The organism is Collinsella provencensis (assembly GCF_900199705.1).
Taxonomy (GTDB): domain Bacteria; phylum Actinomycetota; class Coriobacteriia; order Coriobacteriales; family Coriobacteriaceae; genus Collinsella; species Collinsella provencensis.
On the sequence record NZ_LT904908.1, the window covers coordinates 515,523 to 535,796 of the forward strand.

Below are 20,274 nucleotides of genomic sequence, written 5' to 3' on the forward strand. Positions count from 1 at the left end.
TCACATCATGGCTAAGAAAAATGACGCATTCTATTTTGACAACTTCATGGCCAGCGCCAATTTGGCTGTTCAGGCGGCCGAACTGCTCTACGAAGTCATGAACGACTTCGACCCCGAGGCCATCGAAGCCAGCGTGAACAAGATGAGCGAGATCGAAAACGCCGCCGACGACATCGTCCACATGGTTGACGATGCGCTCGTCACTGCGTTCATCACCCCCATCGAGCGCGAAGACATCTCCACCCTCAGCAACGCACTCGACACCATGGTCGACCGCGTCGAGGGCGTTTTGCACCGCATCTACTTCACCAACGTGCGCGAGATTCGCCCCGACTCGCTCGAGATGGCCGCAAAGGTGCTCGAGGCGTACGAGCAGATGCGTGAGCTCGTGCGTGAGCTGCCGCAGTTCAAGCGTTCCAAGAGCCTGCGCGAGCACGTTATCGCCGTCAACACGCTCGAAAGCGAGTGCGACGCCCTGTACATCGATTCCATGCGCAGGCTCCACACCACCGAGCCCGACCTGCTCACCATCGTCTCGTGGCGTGACGTGTACACCTTCCTCGAGTTCTGCGCCGACGCCAGCGAATACGTTGCCGATACGGTCGAGTCGATCATCATGAAGAACAGCTAAGGCGAGAACACATTTCCGCTTCTGCAATGCCTGGCGAGACGCTTGTGTCGCCAGGCTTTTTGTTAGAGATGGAACGAGGACTTAAGGGCACATGCCCTACCCCGCTATACCGTACTTTCGTTGGATGCGAGCGAGCTTCTTACCCATGGGATCGGCCAAGAAGAAGAGGAACAAGGCGGTTGAAACCGCGTGAACGAAGTTGAATGGCACGCCTGCAAGATAGACGGCACCGAAGGCGCGCGCATTCATGGCCCCCATGCCATAAAGCACACTTGAGGTGTCGACGATCGGCCCATAGATGAGCATGACCGAGATGAAGCCATATATGCATGTCAAGGCCCTGTTTGTAACGCCCGATTTGCGAGAGCCCTTGAACAACACTCCCGCCAAAAATCCGATGCATCCAAAACCGAACATCTGCCAGGGCGTCCAGGGACCTTGCCCGAAGAAGAAATTGGACGTGAAGGCGGAAAGCATACCGACTAGGCATCCCGCCTCAGGTCCAAGCCATATGCCCGAAATGATGACCAGCGCGGACGTAGGTTTGACTTGGGGGACCATGAACAACGCAAGGCGACCTGCGACGGAAAGCGCCGTCATAACCGCAATGAGCACGATTTCGCGAGCTTGCGGACCGCGATGCTCAAACGACCAGGCAAAAGGCGCCATAGCAGCGATTACCAAACACAGGCTGATGAACACCTGGCTGCGATTACCCAACAGCACGATGCCCAGCCCCATGATGAGCGGGACAATCACCGCTATGACAATGAGCGACAAGCGCGGGCGATTGCGAGCGTCACCGTCGTTTTGCACACTCCACGTAACGCGCTCCTCCCCCACGAGCTCATGAGGGGGCGCAAGCAGACGTTCAGCAGACAACGCCGCCGCCAGCCCTGAGAATAGCTGCGCCAACGGAACATAGGTCAACCGGATGAACCCTTTGGAGGTCAGATTGGCCAGGGTGGGTACTTGCCCTGTAAGTGCATGTAGGCTCGCGTTGCAAACCACGAGCAGCGCAATCGTCAGACACGGGACCATGCACGATGCGACAAAGCACCTGCGCACCATACGTGCCGAGGTGGTACGAAATCGCCACATGAGCAGCATGGCTACGACCATACACGCAATGTCCGCAAGAGCGGTCACCCGCACCACCCAGCCCCACGTCTCGAACGGGGCCCAAATGTTCACCGGAATTGTCGAGGCGCCGTATAGCTGGCTCAGCAGGGCACGTGCACCGCTTGCAAACGCATACGCGGTGAACTCATACGGCGCGCCCGCGTGACCGACAGCCGGAATTTCAAACCATGGCAGCAGGACGCATGCCACGATGTTGAACAGGGCGACGAGCACCAACACAAAAGCAGGGGCGGCTATAGACGTCGCGTCGCGTCTTTGCACGCGTGAACCACCTCCTCGACCGTAATGGCGTTCGGGAAGAGATGGCGTGCCATGCGATTCGCCGCGGTGGTGTAAAAGCTGTTGCCGCAAAAGAACGTGTTGGCATCTGCCTTAGAAACGATGGAGCCGTCAAACAGCAGGGCGAATCGACCACCATGGGCGGCGCAGAACTCCACATCGTGTGAAACCATGAGGATCGTCACACCCTGTGCGCGCAAGCGCGTGAAGATGTGGGCGAGCTTTTCCTTGTATAGTCCATCCAAGCCCTTGGTCGGCTCATCGAGCAGCAAGATCTTCGGCTCAAGCAGCAGGACTTTGGCAAGCGCCGCGCGCTGTTGCTCTCCTCCCGAAAGGTCGTAGGGATGCATGTCGAGCAGGTGCGTGATTTCGACAAGCTCCGCCATGCGCTCGACCTTGCAGGCGCGCTCGTCAGGTGCCATATCTTTGCGGTCGAGAAGCATTTCTTCCAAATCCGCACGTACCGTGTCCTCGGCAAAGAGACACTGCGAGTCCTGTGGGAGCATACCGACACCGCCTGTCGATGTCGCCAGTTCTCCGCGACGCAGTTTGCGTCCAAAAACCTGGACGTCCCCACGATACGGCTGCAACAGACCGGCGAGTACTCCCAATGCGGTGCTCTTGCCCGTTCCGTTGGCGCCGAGCAGACAGAACAGCTCACCGCGCCGCACCTCCATCGTGAGACCGCGCAGTACATCGGGCGCACGCCGCTCATAGCGGAACCATACCTCCTGGCAGCGCAACACCACGTCCCCGTTCTTGGGCACGACACTGTATCCGTCACAAGCCTCCTGGGCGGCAAAACCAACGCTGTACGAACTGTCTCCGGCGTTTTGTAGGCTGCTGTCTGAACCGGCAAGTCCATCAGGAGCGGCATGTACACGCAGCGTGCTCGCGCCCGCATCGAGACGATCATCCAACCAAACACGGCCCTCGCGCACCGTAAGCGGACAGTCGCCACCCAGCTGCGATCCCTCCATTATGCGCATGGGGCTCGGCATGGTGAGGAACAGCTCATTCCCAACCAGATTGTGCCCCACGGTGCGCGGGTCTCCATAGAGCAGCTGGCGTCCCTGTTCAAGCACCAGGACCTTATCGGCCAAGGGCAGCACATCTTCCAAGCGGTGCTCGACCATGATCACCGTCGTACCCAAATCGACGTTGATGTGATGGATTGTGTCCAAAAACTCTCGCGCCGTCAGCGGATCGAGCTGTGCGGTCGGCTCGTCGATCACCAACACGCGCGGTTGCATCGCCATGACCGATGCCAGGTTGAGCAGCTGTTTTTGCCCTCCCGAAAGCTCATCCACGCGCTTGTCAAACCACGGTTGCATGGCGAAAAAGCTCGCCATCTCAGCTACGCGCAAGCGAATGACCTGCTGGTCGAGGCCCAAGTTTTCCAATCCAAACGCCAGCTCATGCCATACTTTGTCGGTCACGATCTGCGCATCGGGGCTCTGCAGCACATATCCGATTGCGCCAGCTTGCTCGCGCACCGAGACATTCTCGAGCGCACGACCTTCGAAACGCACCTCACCCGAACGCGCGCCATGAGGAGTGAGCGCCGTTTTCAGATGGCGCAGCAATGTCGATTTGCCGCATCCCGACTTACCGCACACGACCACGAACTCTCCCGGTTCGACAGCCATGTTGATCCCGCACAAAGCGGGACGTTGGGCATCTGGATATGAGAATGTCAGATCTTTGATCTCAAATATCGCCATCGGACCTCATCTGCGCCGTCAACTATCAGGGGAAACATACACAACACCGCAAAAGCGCCGCATGCCGCTGCGGAACTGGCACATGGAGCGGCTGCATTGATCATGGGGAAAAACGACATCTCCAGTCCACCCGACCACAGGCCGTAGGTTATCAAACCGACAAGCACCAACACGACTGCAGCTGCCATCCGATCGCGTAAATCAAACCGATACGGCGAATAGCTCGTCCTCCCCCGCAATCCGTAACCACGTGAACGCATGGAGTCCGCTGTCTGAATCGATCCCTCAAGCGCCCACGTCGCCATAATCAAAATCGTTTTTGCCGCCGTGCTTGTACGTTCTCTCAGCGTGCCGTGAATGACGTCTCGCCCCATACAGCGCTGGGCGTTGAGCACACGTTTGAACTGCGTCATGAAACGCGGCACAAACTGCAACGTCATCGAGAAAACGAGCGAAAGCGCGGGAACCGCCTTGCCGAACAGATAAATCGTCTTATCCGACGTCATCACCACGCGATAACAGGCAAACCATGCGACCACGGATGCAAGCATGCAACCCGTGCATAGGCCGAAGGCAACAGCTTCGAGGGTGACGGGAGCGCCCCACCACAACCTGAACAGCACCGTGGCGCCTGCGTGATTGAACAACGGGTTGATAAGCGCGGGGAGAACCATCGCGCTAAGCATCATGGTGATCAGGCCCCTTTGGGATGCCCCGCGTGTCAAATACCAGCTATACGAGACGCCTCCGACAAGCGAGGCGGTAAGAACGGCGGGGTGCATCACGAACATGGAACAGCCGATGATCGCCAAAAAGTAAAAAAACGTCAATGCGGGATGGAAGGACGAAAACGCATCGTCTTGGGTGGTCAAAACGTCGTCCACAATCCTCCCCTTCCATCGTGCCTCGACGCACATTGTTTAGGCTCACGAATGCGTCTGAAGTCCTCGAAAACAAACGGGCCCAGGCATACACCTGGGCCCGCGGCTAGAGCGGTTTTGGCAATACGCTAGTCCAGATCGTCGGCGCCGAAGTTGGGCAGCGGGGCGAACGGATCGGCGACCGGCATGGGCTCGGGCGCAGGCGCCGGTGCGGGGGCAGCCACTGCCGCTGCCTCGGAGCCCGTGGGCAGTCCGGAAAGTAGGCTGGGCGGGAACTCGTTTTGGGCCTCGTCCATGAAGTGCTGAATGAGCTTGAGATACTCAGCCTTGAACTCCTCACGAGAAGCCTTGAGACGGTCGATCTCGGCAATCTCGTTCTGCTTCTCGGCGAGCGCCTGGCGAATAACCTCGCGGGCCTTGGCATCGGCCTCATTGCGGATGCGATCGGCATTGTCGCGAGCCTCGGCGACGATGGCGTCGGCAGACTGCTGGGCCGCGATGAGCGCAGCGGAGATCTGACTGGCGGTAGCCGTGTACTCGGGCGAGGGGGTCAGCGCGGGAGTGGCGGCCTGTGCCTGGGCCGCGGCAAGTTCTTGCTCGGTAGCCGTCAGACGGTTCTTAAGATCGACGATCTTGTTGAGCATGGCGTCGACCTCAGAAGCGAGCGTCTCGAGGAACACGTCGACCTCGGCGGGGTCATAGCCGCGCATAGCTTCGGAGAATGTCTGTGCCTGAATGTCAGCGGGGGTGATAGCCATGAGTCAATCCTTTCCAACGCGAGAGGCGCCCGAACAGGCGCCCGCAGCTCAGCGTCTTATCCCTACAATACTAACCTCAAAACAAAGGTTTCCAGCATATTCAACACAAGTATCGCAATCACGGGCGACCAATCGATTCCTCCCATAGGCGGTAGGAACCGACGGAAAATGCCCAGATACGGTTCGACAATCGTACGAAGCGCGTACGCGATGTCCTCTACAACACTGCCCGAGCGGATGGGAATCCAGCTCATAAAACAGTATGCCAAGATCAGAAGGCTGTAGAAGTTGAAAAGCGACTGGATGAATCGAGCAATCGTGAGAGTCGTCACTGTCTATAAACTCCTAGCGCTTCAAATAGCCCTCGGTGCGAAGCTTCGCAAGATCGGAATCCTTGACCTCGCAACCCTTCGGCAGCACGATGAACACACGGTCGCCCACTTCGCGCACACTGGCGCCCAGGCCGCAGGCAAAGCCATAGCTAAAGTCGAGCACGCGCTTGGCAACCTCGGTGCGTACGCCCGCGAACACGAGCGCGACCGGCTGGCGGGTGCGCACGCGGCGCACGACCGTCTCGACATCGTCATAGCTCTCAGGACGCAAAATGTAGGCGGGCAGCTGCGGATTGGCATCCAACACTGCACTCACGCGAGCGTCGGTCGCCGAGGTCGCAGTCGAAACGGCGGCGGCATGCTGGGACTGCGCCTGAGCGTAGCTGGACGGCGTGTCGTAAGCGCCGGGACGATACCCCGCGTCGCGCGCAGGCGGCGTATAGATGGTGGCGTGACGGTCGGCATCACCCACGAGCTGGCCGGAACGCGTATAGACCGCTACCGACTCAGCCTCGCCGCGACGCGTCTGACCGAGCATGCCGTTACCGGGCGCTGCGGGCTCATAACCGCGATAGCTGTCTTGTGCAGGCTGTACATAATCGGATGCGGCATACGAATCGTATCCGTCGCCTGCTCCATCGTCATAACAGTCGTCGTAGGGTTCGTCACCATAGGGCTCGGGCTCGACGTTTTGGCCAAACGGCAAACGGCTTTTCAGATCATCTAAGAAACTCACGGTAATACCTTTCCTCGCACCATGCAGGGCGTACCCACCTATAGTACTTCAAACATAGGGTCAAATACCACGCGCCCTAGGCGAACGATGGTAGAACCCTCGACAAGTGCCGCTTCAAAATCCTCGCTCATGCCGCAGGAAAGCTCCGGAAGGGCAAGACCGCTCGAAACAGCGAGCTCGTCGCGCAGGTCCCGCAAGTCCGAAAAACACGAACGCGCGACATCTTTGTTCCCACGCGGCGCCATAGTCATAAGACCCCGGATATCAATTCCACAAAGATTTTGAAGTTGGTCCATGTGACGCCGCAGGTCGTTGGGAGCAAAGCCACCTTTCGTCTCCTCCCCACTCACATTGACCTCGATGAGCACGGGCTGCGGAGCCTTCAACTCCCCTGCTTCCATGCGACGCGCCGCGCGGGAGGAAACTGCCTCCGCGAGATGGAGCGACCCGATGGAATGGATGAGTTTTACGCGGCCGAGCGTGGCGTTGATTTTATTTGTCTGCAGGTTGCCGATCATGTCAAAGCGAACAGATGGCAGGTCGACAATGGAACCAAGGCCCTCAAGTTTGCGCATGAGCTCCTGTGGGCGATTCTCGCCAAAGGTGCGATATCCCGCATCAATCGCCGCGAGGACCTCGGGAATACCCACGGTTTTTGAGACGGCGACGAGCTCCACGTCATCGAGCGTACGGCCCGACATGCGCACGGCGGCATCCATGCGCGCGAGAATCTCCTCACGACGCTCGCAAATCATATGCGCGTATTGCTCGTGCATCCGTGCACTCCCTCGTTTTCGACCTATCGCCATGCTACCCCAAATTCATGCAGATACCGCAGGACAGACCGATAGTCACAAAGGGGCAACAGAATACCGAATCGATCCGGGCGAACGAGGCTACTCCCCCATCAAAACCGCAACGGCACCGTGGCGACCGCACGTCCCTTGCTCCACGCGATACGAGTAAAAGCGATCGTTTTCCTTGACGGTGGAAAGGCCCGTGTCTTCGATACGATCGGGCTCCAGCCCAACCTCCTCGAGCGCTTGGCGAATGGCGCGAGTCAGGTCGAGCAAGCGGGTCTTGCCCGCCTCATGCCAGCCAAACGCCGCATCAAAACGCTGGATGAGCTCCTCGGAGACCTCGTATTCATCGCCTTGAATATGGGGGCCGATATAAGCTGAAATGGCGCTCAGCGGGCACTGAGCTACCTCGGCGAGCACGCGTGCAGCCTTGGCGGAGATACGGGCAAACGTTCCCTTCCAACCCGAGTGGACCACTGCAAAACCACCTGGAGCGGTAAGGACTACCGGCACGCAATCGGCATAGCAAAGCATCACCGGCACATGTGGGGCAACGCAAACGATGGCATCGGCACCCTCGGCGATCTCGGCGCGCACGGAACACAGCTCGTCTTCGTCGCCATGCGTTACCAGCACCACGTGATCTCCGTGCACCTGGTTGGGGACGAGCAGCGCGGCCATATCCGCCTCGCAACCGAGCGCCGCCAGCACGCGACGACGGTTTTCCTCAACCGCAGATGGATCATCGCCCACATGGGTGCCCAGATTAAGCGAGGTGTAGGGGGCGACAGAGACGCCTCCTGTCCGCTCTGTGAACCCAAATGCCACCGAGGAACCCTGCGCGTTCGGGAAAACACCCGTTAACGCAACCCCATTGGATTCGATTCGCTCCATCCCATGACCTTTCTGACAAAAAAGCGCGAAGTGCGGTGATGTAATCGAACGCTCCGAGTATACCCAACTGTTATCTCCGCAAAAATGCAGGTCAAGCGTTTGTAAGAAAAGGGTCTACTCGACAGGGTAAGAACAATCCCCACACTTCGCGCAGTTTTGGGCGCTGGGCCCGTTCAGCACAAAGCTATCGGTGTAAAAACGTACTACTCTGCAACGCAGTACTTAACCATGGTCTCGACCATGCCCTCGGGCGTGTCCTGAGCCAAGATATCGGCAGAAGCGGCATCGTCCATGAACACGCGCATGAGAGCCTGGAGGATGGCGACCTGGCCCTCGGCGTGCTGGAGCAGACCGAGGTTCACGATGAGCTCAGCAGGCACCGGATCGCCCATACCGGCCATGTACTCGAAGACGACCGGCTTCTTGGGCTTGATAACGGCGATGTAGGGCTTCTCGAGGTGCTCAGGGTCGGTGTGAGGAATAGCGACATTGATGGCCTGGCAGGCAAGGCCCGTGGGATAATTGGCCTCACGCGTGGTGATGGCGTCATACCAGGTGTCCTTGATGTAGCCACGGTCGCCAAGTTCCTTGCCGAGCTTCTTGAAGAAGTCCTCGCGGTCCTCAGCCTCAAAATCAAAGAAAACGAGTTCGGGTTTGAACAGATCGGTATCAATGGTGGCCATGCGAATCCCTTCGTTAGAAAGAACGATACGACGAATATAGGTTACAGCTATGAGCCGCATGCGTACAGTGACTCATAGCCGCAAAACACAATCTTCCCTATGCCAGAGGTGCGGCGCCGTTGGCGAACACCTTCATGACGTCGGTGAAGTCGGCAAGCAGGCGCTCATATGCGGCAATGGTCATGTCGTGCCAATACACCTGAGTACCGGCGGTGCGACGGGCGTCCACAAGCTCGGCCACGGACTCACCGGCGTACTTCACACCGTAGGTGTAGTAGTTGATCTTGCGGATACCCGCGTCGATGGCCTTGTGGTAGTCCTCGTTGGACACGCCGGAACCGCCGTGCATGACGAGGGCGGCACGAGGCACACGCTCGCGGATCTGCTCGAGTACCTCGAAGGACAGATGCGGCTCACCGCGATACAGGCCATGGACCGTACCGAACGAGCAGGCGAGCAAATCGGCACCGGTGGCATCGAGGAACTCACGGGCCTGGTCGGGGTCGGTGTAGGTCGCACCGGTACCGCCAGCCGGGGTGTCGCCGCCGTGGAGCACGTCGCCTTCGCGGGCACCGAGGCTGCCGAGCTCGCACTCAAGACCGCAGTCGAAGTTAGCGCACATGGCTGCAGCGCGGGCAGACATGGCGACATTCTCCTCGTAAGGAAGCGCGGAGCCGTCGAGCATAACGCCAGTGAAGCCCATCTCGAGCGCACGACGGATGTAGGAGAGGTTCTCGCCATGGTCGAGGTGCACGCAGATCTGAGCGGTTGAACGCTCGGCCAGGGCGACCATGGCCGGGCCGATCACGTCGAGCGGCGCGATGTTCTCATGGCACTCGGCATGCTGGATGATGACGGGATAACCGGTAGCCTCGGCCGCGCCGATGGCAGCGCGGACGGCCTCGAGGCTCGGAGTGTTGAATGCGGCGATCGCCATGTTGTTCTGCTCGGCGATAGCGCAGATATCACGAAGGTTAACGAGCATAGTCGGCTCTTTTCTCAATGGTGGATTAAAAGGATGGGCAATCGTGGATGACCAGCTGCACGCATGTAGGGACGTGGAATACCCTTAGTTCTTCTTGGCGTTTTTTCTCGATTCGACGGTACGTGAACGCACGCGGATGTTATCCGGATCGAGCCGCGCCTCAGTGTCGAGGAAGAATTGATAGAGGTCGAGCGCCTTCTCGCCGTTCTCGTCGTACATGTCTCCGCAGCCCACAAAGTAACGGCCGCGAAGAAGTCCGCCTCCATTTACGCGAAGATAGGCATTGTGAGTCATAGCGTTCTCGCGAACCTGCAAGCGCGTGATCTCGTCGACACGGTACACATCGGTGCGGCCGAAGGAGACCAACCTCAGCTCCCCGTCTACGAGCGCCGCAGTCTGGGGGTAGGTCTTGGCAACGAGCGTGTTGAACAACACGTACACGCACAGCACCATCACGCCGATGGCAATGGGGGTGAACATGCCCGCGAGGGCGAAGTACCCCGCCACGAAGAAGGCGATGGCAGCAACGACGGCAGGCACTTTCACATCGAAAAGATACCGGCGTGCGTTGTATACGTACGTTTTGCCCTCTGGCATGCGATCAAGCGACTGAGCGTCTTCCACTGGTATTCCTCTAACGCGAACATAGAAAGGTCTGGTATGTGAAAAAGCCCGCGCCCTTGCACCTCAACGGGGCAGATGGGCGCGGGCAGTGTCACAGCATATCGGAGTGAAACCTCAGGACTTACGCCTCAGCGTGAAGCTCCTTGGCCTCCTTCAGGATGCGGCCACGGTTCCAGATGGCGAACGCGACGGCGGCGACACCGGTAACACCGATGCAGACGAAGCCGTTGATGTTGCTCAGGAACACGAAGATGAAGGTCAGCGGGTTGGCGCCGTCGCAGAGCGAAGAGATCTGGGCGTTGGCGCTACCAGCAGCGCTGGCGATATCGAAGCCGGACTGGACAGCAGCGGCGGTCTGGAACGGGGCCATGTACGTGGCGATGAGCAGACCGACGGCAAGCACGACGATGCCGACGATGAGGCCGCGGAAGCCGTTCTGGTCGACGATCGGGGTAACGAGCACGAGCATGTAGGTGGCGACGGAAAGGTCGACCAGAGGAATGACCTGGTTGCCGAGCGGCTGCAGGATAACAGCGAGCGCGAGCATAACGGGAACGAGGATCAGAGCCAGGGACAGGGTCACGGGGTGACCAACGCCCACGGCGGAGTCGAGGCCGATGTAGATCTTGGCGCGGTTGGGCATGCGCTTCTGGATGAAGGCGGAAGCACCGTCAGAGATGGGAAGCAGGCCCTCCATGAGCAGGGAAGCCATACGGGGGATGAGCACCAAGACGGCACCGAGGGAGACGCCGAGGGTCAGAATCAGGGTGATGGAACCCATGATGTCAGCGGGATCGAAGTAGGCAACGCAGCCGATGATGACACCGATGATGGTGCCGATGAAGATGGGCTCGCCGAAGACGCCGAACTTCTCCTGCATGGACTGGACGTCGAGGTTGATGTCACGGACGCCGGGAATCTTGTCGATGAGCCAGTTCACAGCCATGGCGATCGGAGCGAAGGCGGCGGTGAAGCCGTGAGGCAGGGAAACGCCGGGCATGCCGAGGGACTTCTCAACCTGCGGAGCGGTGATGTCGCCGAGGATGAGGACGATGACCTCGTTGATGACGGCAGCGGCAAAGCCGAGCGTCAGATCGTTGGTGATGATGGCGACGATGGAGCCGGTGAAGGCGAAGTGCCAGTAGTTCCAAATGTCGACGTCAACGGTCTGGGTGGTGTTGGTGAACAGCATCACGAGGTTGACGAGCAGGCCGAGCGGAATGATGAACATACCGACGGTGGTGCCCATGGCGATTGCCGCGGACGCAGGCCAACCCACATCAATGATGGAGAGGGCAAGGCCGAACTTCTCGACCATGGTGGTGACGGCGGGAACCAGGCTGGTGCCGAGCACGTTGTTGATGATGAGGTTAAGGCCGATGAAGCCGACGCCGACCGTCAGACCGGCCTTGATGCTCTTGCCAAGGCCCACGCCCAAGGCGGCACCGATGACGGTGATGATGATGGGCATCATGACAGAGACGCCCAGGCCCTGAATAAAACCAAAGAAACCTAGGATTGCATCCATTGCTGCATTCCTTTCCGTAAAACTACTACGTTGCGGACCGTACTTTACTTAGAAACGATGTCCAGGATCTTCTGCTGCGTGTCAGCAAGGCCCATGCCGGTCAGGAACGGCAGACCGCTCACGAACTCACAGGTGATGCCAGCCGGAGCAACAGTCGTTGCAATGAGTAGGTCAGCATCGGCGCACTGGGAGGCAGCCTCAGCGATGGCGCACTGCACGATGTGATACTGGCCTTTGAAGCCCTTCTCGTCGAGCAGGGTGCTAACCTTCTGCGCAACAGCAGTGGAGGTAGCAATACCGGAGCCACACGCCAAAACGATCTTCTTCATGTCTTTCTCCTTTCTTGGGAACGATGCCTATCCACAATACCGCTTTTTCCTATCTCCCCTCTTGGATAATAGGCGAAAGGTGGTAACAAAAATGGGGTTTGGGCTGAACCTACTCGCCCATGACGATGACGCGGGCCTTACGAGTGCGCTCGCGGGTGCGGTCATAATCGACAAAATAAATGCTCGCGAGGCCGTTCATCTCGAGTTTGCCGTCAGCGACCTCGTAGACGCCGCTGGGGCCGATGAGGGTGGAGCGCAGGTGCGCGTCGCCGTTCCACAGCATGGTGCGGTCGCCGCCGGGCAGCCAGGACTCGAGGTTGGGCCAGGACTCGACCTCCTCAAAGTGCTTCATGCCGGGATAGCGGTAGGTGTTCCAATCGTGCTGCTCGGGGAAGACGCGGTCGAGGCCGTTGTTGAGGTCGGCCTGCAGGTAGGTGTCGCCCGCGGGCGTGTGGTCGTGGTCGTACTCCTCGGAGAAGACGGCGCACGTGGTGTGGCAGGAGATGACCGTGACGGTGCCCTCCTTGATGCCAGAAGCCTCAACGGCGGCGGCGACCTCGGCGGTGATGTCCACGTACGTGGGCTTACCGGCGAGGGTGTCCATCTTGATGAGATCCTTGTAAACGGTCATGGTTTAAGCCTCCTGGCAAAAATCGGTGCGGGCGCGATCGAGAGCCTCGAACATCTCGTCGAGCGTCGCGAACGGATCCTCGGCGGCAACGATGCCAGAAGTGCCGCCCGTTGCGTCGGCGCCGTACTTGATGGCGTCGTAAACGTTCTGACCGGTGGAGATGCCAGCGGCCTGAAGAACCTTGGTGTTGGGGGAAACTGCCTTGACTGCCTCGGTGGAAGCGCGCATATAGTCCTCGCCGGCAACCTGACCGGTGCCGATGAGGCTCGTGAGCTCGCACACCATGACATCGGGCTCGAGACCGGCAATCCACTCGCCCTCCTCGACGGAGTCAGCGCACACGACGGTAAGGATGCCCACCTCGTTGGCGCGGGCGATCGTGGAAGCCAGCTCGTGCACGGTGCAGGGGTTCTCCGCGTGATTGAGGAACGTCGCCTTCACGCCCGCGGCTGCAAGCGCCTCGGGAAGCACGTGGCCCATGCCGCGACCCGGCTTGAGGCTCTCCATGTGCTGAGCGCACGGAATAAGATGCGGGCATTCGGCGATGATGCGGGGCAGGTCGATGAGCTGGGCGGTGAACAGAACATCAAAGTCGTACTTCGCTGCCAGTTCGTCAGTCTTCTTCGCGAGGGCGAGAATATCGTCACCATACAGATACGATTTGGGGTTCACCACAAAAAACGGAGTCCTCAACGCTTGTTTCTCCATCGACACAACCTTCCTCGTCTACGATGGCCGCGTGGATACGGGCGAAAACCAAATGTGAACATTCGGTTGTAGTTGTCCACTCCACAGTGTACAGATAGTTGTATACCCCACTATGAACAACTATGCAAGAGCCAACCGCAAATTCGGTTTATCAAAGGTCGATATTTCTCGTTGTACGGTTTGTGTGGCACTTGATCAGTCGCGCTGAATGGCGGTGCCCACGATGGATTGCCCGGGACGGAACCAGGTGTTGGTCCATTCGATTATCGTTCCATCCTCGAGCGAAATGTTCTGCTCGAGCAAAAGCAGGGCAGCAGTCTCGCTGCACGCGAGAAGCGAACCGTATTCGATGCCTGCAGTCCGGGCGCTGTAGCGCATGTTGGAAGTCTTGATCTTGCGCCCAGAGCAACGTTGGACCGCATTGAAGAGGGATTCCGCTGTGTAATCGATATCGAACAGCCCCGGGCAGGCGCCGAGGTTCAGCCAGCTCTCTTGGCACATCACGGGCTCATCGTCAACCGTGCGAACGCGGCGCATAAACATGACTTCCTCGCCCGCGTTGATACCCAATTCCGCGGCGACCTCAAACGAAGCGGGCGCCGTCCATTTTTCGATAACGATCGTCTTGAAGCTCTTGCCCTGTTCGGCAAGAGAATCGGCAAACGACAAGGGTCGCACGCCGGCGGGGTGGGAGATCCCGGGCTCCGCCACATAGGTTCCACTCCCCCGCATCTGAACGAGCAGTCCCTCATCTACAAGGGATTTCAGGGCTTTGCGCACGGTGCCGCGCGCAACGTTGAACTGCTCCATGAGCTTGTGCTCCGAGGGAATCTTGGTGCGCGGTTTCCATTCCTTTGAGTAGATCTTGGCACGAAGGATATCTGCAAGCTGCGTATAGAGGGTCTCGCGCGGTTTGAGCGCGGGCGCGGGCGCCTGGCTACCAGAATCCTGCCGTTTTGCAGCATTCGCCTCTGCGTTTGCCATTGCCCACACCGTAGCCATCGTATCCGTCCAAATTGTCCCGTAGGTTGTTCATGCGTTGTACAGCATAGACCTTCTTGGCCTATATATATACAGCCTTATGGACAAATACGTAAATCGCACGATTCAAATTGCAAATGCTACGACACCATGAGAGCGGCGCATTTCAAAAATAACGGATATGCATAGATTAAGAACGGAATCACGAGTATACGCAAATCTATTACCTTATTTACCTGCGCTTTTATTTCAGAAAAAGGCAGACTACTCGGAACATAGAAGAAGAATTATGCATTTCCGTCATTTTTGAAAAAGTAAGGAACGCTCGCGTAAGCCATGTAACTTCACAGCTGTCTGATGCAAAAAGAAAGCCGCCCGAAGGCGGCTCTCTTAAAGTTTCTGCAGTGCGCTCAAACGTTAGAAATTGCCACGCTTGAGGAAGTCAGGCAGCTCAAACTGGTCGTTGCCGAAGTTGGGGAGCTCGGTACCGCCGACGTTGCGCGTGGGAGCGGGAGTGGAGACGGGCTCGGACGCGTGCTCGGCGGTGCGTGCGGACTTGCTGGAAGCGAACAGCTCGTCCTGACGGTTCACGTTGGCATCGGTAAAGCCCGTGGCGATAACGGTGATACGCACCTGGTCGCCCAGAGACTCGTCCACAACGGTACCGAAGATGATGTTGGCATCGGGATCGACGGCGTTGGCAACGAGATCGGCGGCGTCGTTGATCTCCTGGATGCCGAGGTCCTTGGAACCGGCGATGGAAAGCAGGACGCGCGTGGCACCGTCGATGGAACTCTCGAGCAGACGGCTGGAAATGGCCTGCTGAGCCGCGTCGGTAGCGCGGGTGTCACCAGAGGCGACGCCGATGCCCATCATGGCGGTACCGGCCTGCTTCATGATGGTCTTGACGTCGGCGAAGTCGAGGTTGATGACGCCCGGAACGGTGATGAGGTCGGTGATGCCCTGGGTGCCCTGGGAAAGCACACCGTCGGCCGTAGTGAAGGCCTCGAGCATGGTGGTCTTCTTTTCGGCGATGTCGAGCAGGCGGTCGTTGGGGATGACGATCATGGTATCGACAGACTCGGAAAGGGTCTTGATGCCTTCCTCAGCGGACAGCTTGCGCTTGCGGCCCTCAAAGGTGAAAGGCTTGGTCACAACGGCGACCGTCAGCGCGCCCACGTCGTTGAGTGCGATATCAGCCACGATGGGAGCAGCACCCGTACCGGTGCCGCCGCCCTCGCCGCAGGTGATGAACACCATATCAGCGCCGGCAAGCGCCTCGGAGATGTCGTCGCGGGACTCCTCGGCAGCCTTGCGACCGACCTCGGGGTTGGCGCCAGCGCCCAAACCGCGGGTGATATCGGTGCCGATGTGCACCTTGATGTCGGCATCGGAAATGGCGAGCGCCTGGGCATCGGTATTGATGGCGACAAACTCGACGCCGCGGATGCCTTCCTCAATCATGCGGTTCACGGCATTGGTACCGCCGCCGCCCACACCGACGACCTTGATGACAGCAAGGTAGTTGTTGATCTCGTTCTCGTGCATGTGCGGTCCTCCGAACGCCTCGTTTAAACCTGTATCAGGCGGCACTACAACATTAACCCTCAAGTTGAGATTAAAAGTCGAGGTAAACCGCCCTATGTTTGCACAAAAACGCCCATTTAGTCAAATTGCTTCACACAGAATGTGGAGCTGACGGGGTTTCCGCAGGTAAGATGGGGCACCGTTTGCCATATGCAAACGGTAGCAGCGGTTTTCCTTGCAGGAGAGCGGCGTGATCATGCGCGTCTCGTACTAGCTCTACCGCGAGTGGCACCTATCCCCCAAGACGACAGCTATCCCCTTGTAACGGGCCAAAACCTACTGCGGTGCCGCACGGAACGTGTACGCACCCGGCTCGCGAACATTGATGTACGTCACGCCCTCCCGCTCTTCGAGCAGTTTGGTGACCACGCGTTCCTTCTCGACGATGTTCTCAGGTTCGCCGAGCGAGACCTCCACCCCCGAGGTAAGGTTGGCAGCGATGGATTCAACCGAACTCACCGAAAGGCTCTTAATCTGCGCGACGAATTCAGGAGAAAAGCCCTTGGCATACGCGAGACCGGCAAGCACCACCTCGTAATTCACCGTTTCACCGCTCTTGGGATTCACATCCGATGGCACGTCAGTCAAAATGAGAGCTCCCGCTTCCTGCGCAAGGCGCAGAGCGGCATCTGAGGGAGAAAGCTGCGTCGCCCCCTCCGGCGCCGAGCCGTCATCGTTAAGTGCGACCTCGTTGCCATCGGCATCCACCGCAATGGCAAGCGACAAGGGCGCAATCCACGTTCCGTCCTCCGAGATACCCCAGGCGATCTCGTCGGCAGTGATATAGGCAATCGCCTGGACTTTGTGCTCGACGGGCGTAATCACCAGCGTATGGGGCCATTCACGCTGGATATCCACACCGGCGACCCATGGGCTCGCTTTGAGCGACTCCAGGATGGCGGACTCATTGACATTAAGCAACGTGGTTCCATCGGGAACTTCTGCCAGCGCACTCACCGTCTCCTGCTCAACGTGGGCGCTCCCCTTCAACTGGATGTCGGTTGCGGCGAAGATGGGCGAGTTCGCAATGACAAACGCAGCGAGAATCGCCAGCAGCGAGCCGCCGAGCAGGCCGAACACCAACCCACGACTTACATGCGGGAGCGGAATGCGGGAGAAAACCGACGCGATGGCGCGACCTACGGCGGAGAAAACCGATGCGATGGGTTTCAAAAAGCCGGGGATCTTTATGGAGCGACGACGCTTGGCGACCTTGTGCGGGACTTGCGCCGCACGCAAGGTGCTCTTTTGCGAAACGGTCGAACCACCCGCCTGCAAAGGCGAACGTCCTGCTTTTGGAGTCGCAGGCTGCTTGAGCTTGGACGCCTGCGCGGGCTTAGAGGCAACAGGCCGTTTGGGCTTCGACGCCTGTACTTGAGGCGAAACCTTGGATGCGCCTGCCCGTTTGGGAGTGGCAACGGGACGCGACGAACCGGCGGCCTTAGCCGTCCCCCGCTGTTTTGCAGAGGCGGTGGGTTTTTTGGAAAAGGGCTTCTTGCTGGGTTTCAAGCTCGGCTTTGCCGCACCGGACTTCGCCGACGGACGCGCCTGCCCTGCGCTCGACGCACGGCGATAGGTGGGCTTGGGAGCCTTAGAAGCCGAGGAATTTGACTTCGGGCTGGAGCTCAACGCCATACGTTTCCTTAATCTTGCCGTGGACATGCTGGATCACGGCGGCCACATCGGCGGCGGTCGCAGTTCCCTTATTCACGATAAAGTTAGCGTGAATATCGGAGACCTCGGCCCCTCCTTGCGAAAATCCCTTCAAACCGCATTCCTCGATCATAGCGCCAACGGAACGGTTGGGCGGATTGCGGAACACGGAACCGCAGGATGGCACCCCCATGGGCTGTGTGCGACGGCGACGCGTGAGCGAACGCTCCATCTTGGCGCGAATCTCATCTTTGGACGCGGGCTTGAGCGAAAGGGTGATCTCGAGGACGATCTCGTCGCGCGGCAAACCGCAGGTTCGATAGCCCCACACGATATCATCGTGCGCATAATGGCGAATCCCCTCGCCCGGCTTATACGTGACCACGTCTTCGATAAGGCTTCCGATCCAGTCGGTACGCGAGCCGGCGTTCATGGACACGGCGCCACCCACGGTGCCCGGAATACCCACGGCAAACTCAAGACCCGAAAGCCCACGCGAAAGCGCCTCGTTTACCAGGCGCGCAAGCATGGCGCCGGCACCGACTGTGATGGTGCAACCGTCCTCGCCCACCACGAAGCGGGAGAACTCCGTGCCCAGCGTGACAACGGCACCGCGATAGCCATCGTCGGCAACAAGCAGGTTCGAACCCTTGCCAATGATGACCCAGGGAACTTGCTCGCGGGCGAGTACCTCGATGGCGCGGCGCAGCGAATGGTAGCTGTGGCATGTCACGAACAGGTCCGCCTTGCCCCCGATGCGATAGGACGTATGGCGAGCGAGCTTTTCCTGCTCCGTGACATCCGTGTCGATCATGCCCGAAAGCGACATGAACGCGTTGAAGACTCCCATGGCCTAGCGAGCCTCCGCCTCGATGTGCGCAACGTGCTCGATGTACTCCGGGCCGACCGTCGTGACGTCGCCGGCGCCCATGGTGATGAGCAGGTCGCCTGCATGGACTGCCTCGTCCAAACGCTGCATGAGCGCGGGATGATCGGACACGTAGTAGACCTCTTTGGTGGGATGAGCAGCTCGAATGCGGTCGGCGAGCATCTTGCTCGTGACACCGGGGATGGGCATCTCACCGGCGGGGAACACATCGATGAGGATCAGCGTGTCGGCGTTCTCGAACGCCTCGACGAAATCGTCGGTGAGCGCCTGCAAACGCGAATAGCGATGCGGCTGGAACACCACATCGACGTGCGGGAAGTCGAGCGTTTTTGCAGCGGCGAGGGTCGCCTTGATCTCGGTGGGATGATGGCCGTAATCGTCCACAATCGTGACGCCGCGCACGTCGCCCACATGCGTGAAACGGCGGCGTGCACCCTCGAACGTCGAAAGTGCTTCGGCAGCCTGTGCGGTATCAACGCCGAGCACGTATGCTGCGGCAAGCGACGCGGACGCGTTGAGCATGTTGTGACGCCCGGGATTGCTCTTGATGGAAACCTCGTGCGTAGTGCCATCAGGCAGCGTCACGTTGAAGGTAGAGCCGAACGTGTACTTCGAGGTAACCGGAGTGCACGTCACATCGTGCCCCTCCCCTTCGCCATAGGTCACAACCTTGCGACCCGTCGAACGTGCAAGCTCCACCAGATGCGGATCTTCGCCGCACACGATCACTGTGCCGTCCTCGCCAACCAGACCCATGAACGTGCAGAACGTCTCCTCGATTTGCTCGAGCGAATCGTAATGGTCCATGTGGTCGGCCTCGATATTGGTGACGATAACCACCTTGGGGCTGAGGTAGAGGAAGGAACTATCAGATTCGTCGGCCTCCACAACGAAGTACTCACTCGAACCGCAACGGCCGTTCGTGTCATAGCCCTCCACGATACCGCCGATGAGGAAGCTCGGGTCGAGCCCCATGCGGTCGAGCATGGTGGCAACCATGGATGACGTGGTGGTCTTTCCGTGCGTTCCCGCCGCGGCAATCGTGGTAAAGCCATAGCCCAGCGCCGAGAGCATCTTGGCGCGATGCCAGACGGGAATACCAAGCTCGCGAGCACGAGCGAGCTCGGGGTTGGTCTCGGGGATGGCCGTGGACACCACCACGACATCGGGCATGATCTCATCGATGGTCTCGGCCGTATGACCGATATGGATGGAAACGCCGGCACGCGTAAGCTGGCGAATGTAACGCGACGTCTTGAGGTCGGAGCCGGTCACGTCGAAACCGCGCTCGTGGAGCACGAGCGCGATGCCGCTCATGCCCGCACCGCCGATGCCGATAAAGTGCGCGCTCTTAAAATCGGGCGCAGTAGTTGCTTCAGGAACAGCGATGGTCGCCATGACGTCTCCTCGCGTATCTCGCAGATAAAGTGTAATCAGCCGAAGGCTAGTATACGACATTCACCTTGCAACGCGCGAAAGCTCACGCTTCATTCGCACA

The 20,274-nt window shown here is 59.0% G+C and carries 21 protein-coding genes; 1 reads left to right on the forward strand and 20 read right to left on the reverse strand.

Annotated elements, in window-relative coordinates:
* The first annotated feature begins 7 nt into the window (after nt 1-7).
* On the forward strand, nt 8-631 hold the full coding sequence (locus C1711_RS02300; RefSeq protein WP_102337606.1) for a DUF47 domain-containing protein: 624 nt from the start codon (nt 8-10) through the stop codon (nt 629-631).
* A gap of 96 nt (nt 632-727) precedes the next feature.
* On the opposite strand, the gene C1711_RS07780 is transcribed toward C1711_RS02300, so the two are convergent.
* The 20 genes from C1711_RS07780 to murC all read right to left on the reverse strand — a co-directional run bounded on the left by C1711_RS07780 (nt 728) and on the right by murC (nt 20,174).
* The gene (locus tag C1711_RS07780) at nt 728-2,035 is read right to left on the reverse strand and encodes an ECF transporter S component (RefSeq protein ID WP_199824827.1); all 1,308 of its coding nucleotides are present in this window, start codon (nt 2,033-2,035) and stop codon (nt 728-730) included.
* Nucleotides 2,008-3,777, reverse strand: coding sequence for an ABC transporter ATP-binding protein (locus C1711_RS02310; protein ID WP_102337607.1), 1,770 nt, complete (start codon nt 3,775-3,777; stop codon nt 2,008-2,010). The genes C1711_RS07780 and C1711_RS02310 overlap by 28 nt, the downstream gene beginning before the upstream one ends.
* Nucleotides 3,750-4,661, reverse strand: coding sequence for an energy-coupling factor transporter transmembrane component T (locus C1711_RS02315; RefSeq protein WP_102337608.1), 912 nt, complete (start codon nt 4,659-4,661; stop codon nt 3,750-3,752). The genes C1711_RS02310 and C1711_RS02315 overlap by 28 nt, the downstream gene beginning before the upstream one ends.
* Before the next feature lie 125 nt (nt 4,662-4,786).
* The gene (locus tag C1711_RS02320) at nt 4,787-5,416 is read right to left on the reverse strand and encodes a DivIVA domain-containing protein (protein WP_102337609.1); all 630 of its coding nucleotides are present in this window, start codon (nt 5,414-5,416) and stop codon (nt 4,787-4,789) included.
* Between the two features lie 62 nt (nt 5,417-5,478).
* Nucleotides 5,479-5,748, reverse strand: a complete 270-nt coding sequence (locus tag C1711_RS02325) for a YggT family protein (protein ID WP_102337610.1) — start codon at nt 5,746-5,748, stop codon at nt 5,479-5,481.
* Between the two features lie 13 nt (nt 5,749-5,761).
* A complete protein-coding gene (locus tag C1711_RS02330; RefSeq protein WP_102337611.1) occupies nt 5,762-6,484 on the reverse strand; it encodes a cell division protein SepF in 723 nt (240 codons plus the stop codon).
* 38 nt (nt 6,485-6,522) lie between these two features.
* Nucleotides 6,523-7,260, reverse strand: a complete 738-nt coding sequence (locus tag C1711_RS02335) for a YggS family pyridoxal phosphate-dependent enzyme (RefSeq protein ID WP_102337612.1) — start codon at nt 7,258-7,260, stop codon at nt 6,523-6,525.
* Nucleotides 7,261-7,380: 120 nt separating this feature from the next.
* Nucleotides 7,381-8,178: a polyphenol oxidase family protein gene (locus C1711_RS02340; protein WP_102337613.1), complete on the reverse strand. Its 798-nt coding sequence runs from the start codon at nt 8,176-8,178 to the stop codon at nt 7,381-7,383.
* A 203-nt stretch (nt 8,179-8,381) separates the two neighbouring features.
* Nucleotides 8,382-8,861: a PTS sugar transporter subunit IIA gene (locus C1711_RS02345; protein WP_102337614.1), complete on the reverse strand. Its 480-nt coding sequence runs from the start codon at nt 8,859-8,861 to the stop codon at nt 8,382-8,384.
* A 97-nt stretch (nt 8,862-8,958) separates the two neighbouring features.
* The gene (locus C1711_RS02350) at nt 8,959-9,846 is read right to left on the reverse strand and encodes a class II fructose-bisphosphate aldolase (RefSeq protein ID WP_102337615.1); all 888 of its coding nucleotides are present in this window, start codon (nt 9,844-9,846) and stop codon (nt 8,959-8,961) included.
* Between the two features lie 84 nt (nt 9,847-9,930).
* Entirely contained in the window at nt 9,931-10,470 is a 540-nt protein-coding gene (locus tag C1711_RS02355; RefSeq protein ID WP_102337616.1) for a hypothetical protein, read from the reverse strand.
* Between the two features lie 121 nt (nt 10,471-10,591).
* Complete coding sequence (locus tag C1711_RS02360; RefSeq protein ID WP_102337617.1) at nt 10,592-11,998, reverse strand: PTS galactitol transporter subunit IIC; 1,407 nt, start codon at nt 11,996-11,998, stop codon at nt 10,592-10,594.
* 44 nt (nt 11,999-12,042) lie between these two features.
* Nucleotides 12,043-12,327, reverse strand: a complete 285-nt coding sequence (locus C1711_RS02365) for a PTS sugar transporter subunit IIB (protein ID WP_102337618.1) — start codon at nt 12,325-12,327, stop codon at nt 12,043-12,045.
* A 109-nt stretch (nt 12,328-12,436) separates the two neighbouring features.
* Complete coding sequence (locus C1711_RS02370) at nt 12,437-12,958, reverse strand: YjbQ family protein (protein WP_102337619.1); 522 nt, start codon at nt 12,956-12,958, stop codon at nt 12,437-12,439.
* Nucleotides 12,959-12,961: 3 nt separating this feature from the next.
* A complete protein-coding gene (locus C1711_RS02375; protein WP_102337620.1) occupies nt 12,962-13,666 on the reverse strand; it encodes a triose-phosphate isomerase in 705 nt (234 codons plus the stop codon).
* Nucleotides 13,667-13,861: 195 nt separating this feature from the next.
* Complete coding sequence (locus C1711_RS02380; protein ID WP_234346182.1) at nt 13,862-14,650, reverse strand: GntR family transcriptional regulator; 789 nt, start codon at nt 14,648-14,650, stop codon at nt 13,862-13,864.
* Nucleotides 14,651-15,064: 414 nt separating this feature from the next.
* Nucleotides 15,065-16,195, reverse strand: a complete 1,131-nt coding sequence (gene ftsZ / locus C1711_RS02385) for a cell division protein FtsZ (protein ID WP_102337622.1) — start codon at nt 16,193-16,195, stop codon at nt 15,065-15,067.
* 315 nt (nt 16,196-16,510) lie between these two features.
* Nucleotides 16,511-17,869: a cell division protein FtsQ/DivIB gene (locus tag C1711_RS02390; protein ID WP_102337623.1), complete on the reverse strand. Its 1,359-nt coding sequence runs from the start codon at nt 17,867-17,869 to the stop codon at nt 16,511-16,513.
* On the reverse strand, nt 17,826-18,737 hold the full coding sequence (gene murB / locus C1711_RS02395) for a UDP-N-acetylmuramate dehydrogenase (RefSeq protein WP_102337624.1): 912 nt from the start codon (nt 18,735-18,737) through the stop codon (nt 17,826-17,828). The genes C1711_RS02390 and murB overlap by 44 nt, the downstream gene beginning before the upstream one ends.
* A 3-nt stretch (nt 18,738-18,740) precedes the next feature.
* The gene (murC, locus tag C1711_RS02400) at nt 18,741-20,174 is read right to left on the reverse strand and encodes a UDP-N-acetylmuramate--L-alanine ligase (RefSeq protein WP_102337625.1); all 1,434 of its coding nucleotides are present in this window, start codon (nt 20,172-20,174) and stop codon (nt 18,741-18,743) included.
* Nucleotides 20,175-20,274: the final 100 nt, after the last annotated feature.